Origin of the sequence: Neobacillus drentensis (genome assembly GCF_036966985.1) — a bacterium.
Taxonomy (GTDB): domain Bacteria; phylum Bacillota; class Bacilli; order Bacillales; family Cytobacillaceae; genus Neobacillus; species Neobacillus drentensis_E.
On record NZ_JBALSN010000049.1, the window covers coordinates 1 to 4,993 of the forward strand.

Genomic DNA, 4,993 nt, shown 5'->3' on the forward strand with positions numbered 1-4,993 from the left:
TTTTTAAAGGTGACCGTTTAGTTGATGAATTAAGGCAAGGGGATCTTTTTTATTTGAAAATATTAGCTGATAAATATAATGCGGGTACAAAAGAAATGGGGTTTAAAACAGAACAATTAGATAAAATCATCTTAAAAAATGAAAATTACACAAAGAAACCAATTTTCAGTAAAATATATGTGACTGTTGATAATATCCGAAGCAAGACAAAAATTAAATTAGTGGATAAAAAAAACCTCCGCTTTAGGGTAAATGTTAAACTGGATTCAAGGGTTCTAGAGATGACTCAGGCCTTGGATTTAGGTAAACCGGCATCCATAAAGCTGCTTGAAAGCAAGTTCAATCACCAAATGAAAAAGAAAATGGAAGAGTTACTTATCCATTTTAGGGATATAGGAATTGACCCAATCGGATTTGGAAATGAATACGAGGCACATCTAAGAGGAAAAACGATCACAAAGAAAGAGTGGGACAGAGTATATAAGGACGCAACATTTGAAATTCACGTGAACAATACAATAGAACGAACCGGTGTAATCGATTAACAAACCAATTCCTTTCTTCTTTTTCAAATCTTTGTTAAACTAATCACGAAATGGAAAAGAATAAAGGTTGCAGGTGATTGTATGAAAGCTAGGTTTTTATTAATTATCATGGTTCTTTCGACTTTGATCATGACAGCATGTGGTCAAAAAGAAATAGAAAATGCTGTCGATTGGCCTGTTAAGGAGTTTACAGCAACCGATCAAGACAATAAATCCTTTGGTTTAAAGGATTTAAAGGGAAAAGTATGGATTTCAGACTTTATTTTCACCAGCTGTGCAGATGTCTGTCCACCGATGACAGCCAATCTGACGAAATTACAAAAAATGGTTAAGGATGCAGGGTTGAAAAATATTGAACTTGTGTCATTCAGTGTCGACCCTACAGTAGATAAGCCGGAAGTAATGACACGATATGCGGAGCAATTCCAAGTAGATTTTAAAAATTGGTCCTTTCTGACTGGCTACTCACAGGCCTATATTGAAAACTTTGCCTTAAAAAATTTCAAAGCACTGGTTAAAAAACCACAAGAGGGTAATCAAGTCATCCATGGTACATCCCTTTATTTAGTAGACCAAGAAGGCCATATTCGAAAAACCTATGATGGTTACAAGAATGTTCCCTTTGATGAAATAATTCACGATATGAAAGCATTGCAATAGACCTTTGGACGGGTCTATTTTTTTTGGCAGGAATAGGATATAGTACATATTGTTTCGAATGATTCAAGGCGTGCTATAATAAAAATAATTTAGAAGGCAGGTGAAAATGAAGATGAAAAAGCTTTTCCCCCTTCTAATTCTCTCTGTATTATTCCTATGTTCATGTAATCCAGTTGACCAGTTGACACTACATTCTGAAAAGAAAACCGCTGCACAAGCCTTTGCCCAAGTTCCCGCAGACTTTGTCCCTCGTAAATTAACTGTTTTATCTGCTGGCGATTCACTCACCCAAGGGGTAGGGGATAGTACAAACAAAGGCGGATACTTGCCATATTTAGAAACCATGCTTGAAAAAGAAAAGGGAATCAAGGAAGTTGATTTCTATAATTATGGTGTGAAAGGCAATCGGACAACTCAACTATTAAAAAGATTGAAGACATCAGAACTGAAAGGTACACTTAAAAAAGCAGATTTGGTCATTTTAACAATTGGCGGCAACGATATTATGAAAGTAGTCAAGGACAATATTGAAAACCTTCAACTCTCCACGTTTACCGCCGAAAAAGCATCATATCAAAAACATTTAACGCAAATTTTTGACCTTATTCATCAGGAAAATCCCCATGCACAGGTTGTTTTAGTGGGTTTATACAATCCATTTTCTAAATGGTTTTCAGAAATTAAAGAGTTGGATGAGATTGTAGCTGACTGGAATAAAGCCGGACAATCGGTCATAGCCAATTATCCCAATGCCTATTTTGTTCCAATTGAAGATATGTTTTTAAATGCAACAGAAGACCTTTTATTTACTGATAATTTCCATCCAAATGACAAAGGCTATGAGTTGATTGCACAAAGGTTGAACGAGACCGTAGAAGAACAAGTATTACCTGGATTGGATAAGCCGCCATATATGGTTAATACAGAGGAGAATTAGATGAAAAACAAATGGAAAATAGGATTCCTGATCTTGCTGGGAATCAACCTTTTGTTCGCTATTATTATTTTGCCCCTAATGATGTTCCCACCTGAAGGCCCGGAAACCAGCAAAATGAAAGGGCTGGTGGGTGAACATGTTTCCTTTCATGTTAAATCCAATAAGAATGATTTAAATCAATTAATTAATCATTATCTTAAAGAAGAGGCTGTGGGTTCGATTGACTATCAAGTCGTTCTGGGGGATGAAGTCGAACTGTATGGTACCTTGCCGTTTTTTAGTGAAGAATTAAATATGAAATTAACCTTTAAACCGAGTGCCCTTGAAAATGGTGATTTGGTATTAAAGCAAAAATCAATGACAATCGGGAGTTTACACCTGCCCATTTCATACGTTCTTAATTTTATTAGCGATAATTATAAAATCCCAAAAGGTGTCGAGATCAGACCAAAGGGTAAACTGATTTATATCAATATGCAGCAATTGAAATTAAAAAGTGATATTAAACTAAAAGCGGACAAATTTGACCTGAAAAAAGATGACATTAGGTTTACGATATTAGTTCCAGTGAAATAGGTGCCTCGTTATATTAGAGGCACCTATTTTTAATCCTTAATTTTGATGAATTGGAATGCTGGTTCATTATTTGCAAGACCAACGAACACAATCGTATAACTTTCATTTGGTAAAAATTGAACTCTCGGCATCGGTAATAGTACGTTTTTTGTATCTGCCTCCCTGATCTCCAAATCTACTGTCATTGGTGTTAAACCTAAATAATCAGTAGCCTGCTTATACGATACTTTTGGGAAAACCACATCTCTGTCTTTCACTGCAATATCTAAGGGCGGGGTATCTAGTGACAAGTTGATAAAGCGAACTTTCGATTCATTTGCTGGGACCTTTGGTTTATTCTGGAAAACTAACAAGCGCATTTTCTTCACAGAGTCAATAGCTGTAAGTGTGTACGATTTTGCAGGTTCAACGGTAATCTTTTTATTTAAAACACTGTCGACCATATTTCCCGCTGGGTAAATATCAATATGATGTTTGCCTGCTTTTAATGATAGGTAACTACTTACATTATTAAATGGTAAGTTCCTTATCACTCGATGCCCATCAATATAAATATCAACGTTAGGGGAATCAGGGGAGGTGTGGAGGACACGAATATACGCTTCTCCTTGGACTGGTTGAGGATTTGTTCTCATGAAGTTCATCGCTTTATTCATATATTGGATATGTTTTAGGTAATAATGCATGTGTAAGTTGGGAAACGAGTATTTATAAAATTGAGCCAACAAATCATACATAGCTGCTTTTTGAAGATAATCGGGATGAGTTCTTTTCTCGGACATATTATCAACTCCTATCAAATGGATTACACCATAATTTATTCAAGCTTAAATAGGTAGGTGTCTAACTTCTTCTGCTCAAAATTGGAATTTTTACATTTTTTATTTACAAATGGGAATATTACACATATACTTATAACAAATATATTTGAAAGTGGGTGACGTGCAATGTTAATTGAAACAATGAGAGCAATCAGTCAGTTGAATATTGTTAGTTGCACAGCCCAATGTTTACCTCGTTAGGGTTCCTTTGTACATTTATTCCAATAGCGAATAAACCATGGGCTGTGTGTGCCTATGGTTTTTTATTATGTAAAAAATAATGATTCGCTGGAGGAATACAAATGAATTTAGTAACAATCGGGTTAACTGAAACGGTAAAATATCATTTTGATACTTTAAATACAAATGAAGAAATGATTCTAGGTCGTGTCGCACTTGAACATAAACGAATGTATCGGGTCTGGACGGAGCAGGGGGAATTATTGTGTGAGGTTTCTGGCCGATTTAATTTTAATGCGCTCCACCGTGAGGACTTCCCGGCTGTTGGAGATTGGGTAGCACTTAAACCGAGACGCAACGAAGGGAAAGGAACCATTTTAGCCATCATGCCACGGAAAAGTAAGTTCTCAAGAAAGTCAGCAGGGCTAACCTCAGAAGAGCAAATTGTGGCCACCAACGTCGACACAGTGTTTCTCGTCAATTCATTAAACGAGGATTTGAATTTAAGGAGGATTGAACGCTATCTATTGCTTGCATGGGAAAGTGGGGCAAATCCTGTTATTGTTTTAAGTAAAGCAGACCTTTGTCAGGATCTTGATCGTAAGTTTGCTGAAGTTGAAGGAGTAAGTATGGGAGTTCCTGTGATTGCTGTGAGTGCAGAAACGGAGAGTGGTTTAGAGAAATTAGAACCATTCTTGCAGCCGGGAAAAACAATTGCTTTGCTTGGATCCTCAGGGGTAGGTAAATCAACATTAACGAATCGTCTTTTAGGTGAGGAAAAACAAGTGGTTCAGGATATTCGCTTGACAGATGATAAAGGACGCCATACCACGACGCACCGAGAACTAATCCTGCTTCCCAATGGTTGTGTCTTGATTGATACGCCAGGAATGAGGGAATTACAGCTTTGGGAAAGCACGGACGGTTTATCGGAAACCTTTTCAGACATAGAAGAACTAGCCACCTCATGCCGCTACCGGGATTGTCAGCATATGAATGAGCCTGGCTGTGCGGTGGTGAGGGCGATTGAAGAAGGATTGGTAGCAGCTGAACGGTTAATTAGCTACAATAAACTGCAAAAAGAATTAGCGTTTATCGAACGAAAGGCGGATAAACGGGCCCAAGCTGAAGTCAAAAAACAATGGAAAAATTTGAACAAACAAATTAAACAGCAACGGAAAAGCTATTAATGGAAAGCTGAACAAGTTAGGTCGATATCGACCATGACTTGTTCAGCTTTTTTATGGTCTATGAAATTTTATTTTTACTAAATC

The 4,993-nt window shown here is 37.0% G+C and carries 6 protein-coding genes; 5 read left to right on the forward strand and 1 reads right to left on the reverse strand.

Going from position 1 to position 4,993, the window contains the following annotated elements:
* The 4 genes from V7659_RS03695 to V7659_RS03710 form a co-directional block, all read left to right on the forward strand.
* The coding region (locus V7659_RS03695; protein WP_335538184.1) for a Ger(x)C family spore germination C-terminal domain-containing protein at window positions 1-545 on the forward strand (545 nt) is incomplete at its 5' end.
* Window positions 546-626: 81 nt separating this feature from the next.
* Window positions 627-1,205 (forward strand): SCO family protein, encoded by a 579-nt coding sequence (locus V7659_RS03700; RefSeq protein ID WP_335538186.1) that lies wholly within the window; start codon window positions 627-629, stop codon window positions 1,203-1,205.
* Between the two features lie 112 nt (window positions 1,206-1,317).
* The gene (locus tag V7659_RS03705) at window positions 1,318-2,142 is read left to right on the forward strand and encodes an SGNH/GDSL hydrolase family protein (protein ID WP_335538188.1); all 825 of its coding nucleotides are present in this window, start codon (window positions 1,318-1,320) and stop codon (window positions 2,140-2,142) included.
* Window positions 2,143-2,718: a YpmS family protein gene (locus V7659_RS03710; protein WP_335538190.1), complete on the forward strand. Its 576-nt coding sequence runs from the start codon at window positions 2,143-2,145 to the stop codon at window positions 2,716-2,718.
* Window positions 2,719-2,747: 29 nt separating this feature from the next.
* On the opposite strand, the gene V7659_RS03715 is transcribed toward V7659_RS03710, so the two are convergent.
* Complete coding sequence (locus V7659_RS03715) at window positions 2,748-3,500, reverse strand: DUF4397 domain-containing protein (protein ID WP_335538192.1); 753 nt, start codon at window positions 3,498-3,500, stop codon at window positions 2,748-2,750.
* Between the two features lie 341 nt (window positions 3,501-3,841).
* Between V7659_RS03715 and rsgA the strand changes: the two genes are divergently transcribed.
* Entirely contained in the window at window positions 3,842-4,909 is a 1,068-nt protein-coding gene (gene rsgA / locus V7659_RS03720; protein ID WP_335538195.1) for a ribosome small subunit-dependent GTPase A, read from the forward strand.
* Window positions 4,910-4,993: the final 84 nt, after the last annotated feature.